The 2,148-nt window shown below is 68.3% G+C and carries 3 protein-coding genes; 2 read left to right on the top strand and 1 reads right to left on the bottom strand.

The genetic code is table 11. From position 1 onward, the window contains the following. Positions 1–353 (top strand): transposase (locus L6Q67_RS23305; RefSeq protein WP_296575833.1); only part of this gene is annotated, 353 nt, incomplete at its 5' end. 187 nt (positions 354–540) lie between these two features. Here the strand turns inward: L6Q67_RS23305 and L6Q67_RS23300 are convergent. After that, on the bottom strand, positions 541–1,875 hold the full coding sequence (locus L6Q67_RS23300) for a hypothetical protein (RefSeq protein WP_296575831.1): 1,335 nt from the start codon (positions 1,873–1,875) through the stop codon (positions 541–543). An 87-nt stretch (positions 1,876–1,962) separates the two neighbouring features. Here L6Q67_RS23300 and L6Q67_RS23295 point away from each other — a divergent pair. Next, a partial coding sequence (locus L6Q67_RS23295) for a hypothetical protein (RefSeq protein ID WP_296575828.1) occupies positions 1,963–2,148 on the top strand: 186 nt, incomplete at its 3' end.

The following is a 2,148-nucleotide window of genomic DNA, read 5'->3' as shown; positions in this document are numbered from 1 at the left end:
AATCCACCATCGCCAAGGCCATGCGCTACGCGCTCAACCAGCGGGACGCGCTGTCGCTGTTCCTGACCGACGCCAGGATCCCGATCCACAACAACGCCAGCGAGTCGGCCCTGCGCATCGTGGCCCTGCTCCGCAAGAACGCGCTGTTCGCCGGTCACGACGAGGGCGCCCGCAACCTGGCGATCCTGCTCACCATGTGCGCCACCTGCCACCTGCATGGCGTCAACCCCCAGCAGTGGTTCGCCGACGCCCTCATCCGGGTCAGTGAGCGCGGCAGCACGGTAGAGGAGCTCCTGCCGTGGGTCTGGAAGGACGGCAGAGGGCGATTGCCCAGCCCCGACCCCGGTGGGTAGGACGTGGCGGGCTGCATGCTTACGGAGATCCGCAGGCAGCCAGACCCACTTGCCAGGAGGACCAACGACAACGGGAAGGCAGGCAGACAGAGTCTGCCGCGCATGTGCCGACGGCCCAGCCTGCAACCGCCTGACCGAAACAGTCAGCGTGGGGTCATGGGCCTGGCCGGCAAAGTGGGAATCAAGGTCAATGCTGCCGCTGGGCCAACTCCTCGAAATCGATACGGGCAGGTTCGGTGTCGACCCGAACGGGAAGAAGGCCCTCGACCCCAGCCAATTTGCCGACCGCTGGGTGGTTGGAAGGGTAGGGCCTGTGGCCGAGCTGAGGGAAACACTGCACCTCGGCCTCACAGAGGGCTGCGGCCAGGGTCATCCCGATGCTCATGGCGGCCGTACCCAGGGTCACTCCGACAGCCGTTTCTAGCGGCTCGATGCCATGCATTCCAAGCTTGCGTAGCTCGGCGACAACCAATGCCCGTACGGCTTCGGCATCGTTGGCATTGTCGTAGGGGGCCAGATGCACTTCCACGGGACCCAGACGCCGCCCAGGTACCGAGGCGATCCAAGACTCCGTCAGGCTCTTCAGCAAGGCCTGGGCATTGTTCGACCACCTGCTGCGGTCGACCAGCAGCACGATACGTTCCACCCGGGCCCCATGAAACTCGAAGCTGCGAAGCAGCAACTCGATCTGGCGCGGTTGTATCTGGTCCTTGGCGAACCCCTGCAGCACGTCCTCGTGCGACATCTGGCACAGCTTGTCCAGCGTCTCCTGCCCGAAGGTCTGTTCCGAACATGAAAGAACGAGCGCTCGCTGCGCCTGGGCGGGCTCTCCGCGTTTGCGCAGGCGTGCGTCCAGTTCGCGTCCGAGGTCAGCTCGTCCGAACACGGCGGTGGCGAGCACCAGGGTGCCTGCGACACCCATCGCGAGGATGGCCATCAGCGCCGAGGCGACCTGTTGTTCCGAGGCCACCAGGGCTACCACGGATTCCAGAAGCTTCTCGGCCACGGTTCCGACCAAGGGCAGACCGACGGAGCCCGCCAGGACGGCGCTCCAAACGGTCCGCCGGCTCCAGCGGTACCGCCCCAGGCTGCCCTGGACCATCTTCTGGATCACGCGCCACGCAACGCGGGGGGGCACTCGATTGATAGTCGTGGTCACCTCGTCCCTGCTCATCGTTTCTCCGAGGGCCGCTGGTGGCGCCACACTGGGTAGAATGCGCAGCGATGGCCCTGTTGTGTCCACCATAGCTCCCTGGAGGGTGGCCGTGTCGATTTCAAGCTCGCTCTCTGCGAGCGCTCGGTCCAGCGCGCCCTGGACCTGCCGCCCGAGCCCCGCTGGCCCGACATCCCCGAGCTGCCGCACACCGCCGAGCTGAGCTACCAGCGCGCCGCCCGCGACAGCCGCCACCCGGGCCAGCACGTCGACCTGTCCGGCTGGACCGGCACCATCCAGGCCGGGCCGGCGCTTGCGCCCTGGGCGGACCTGCTGGCGCTGGGCGAGCAGCTCCAGGTCGGGCGCCACACCAGCGAGGGCCTGGGCGTCCTGCGGATCTCCTGGGCCTGATGTCAGGCTGCCCCCGCCGGGCGCGTCTCCGTGGTCGGAGGCCCCATGCCCACGCCCGCCGACCTGCAGCACCTCGCCCTCACCGACGGCCCCGAGGCCGCCCGCCACGCCCTCTCCCAGGCCCTGGCCCAGGGGCTGCCCCCCGACCAGGACCCCGTCGCTTGGGCGCGCCTGTGCGAGCTGCTGGGCGCCTCGCTGCTGGCCATCCAGTGCTGGCAGGAGGCCCAGGCC

It is taken from the genome of Zoogloea sp. (assembly GCF_023150065.1).
Classification (GTDB): Bacteria; Pseudomonadota; Gammaproteobacteria; order Burkholderiales; family Rhodocyclaceae; genus Zoogloea.
This window is presented reverse-complemented; position numbering and strand designations above follow the sequence as displayed.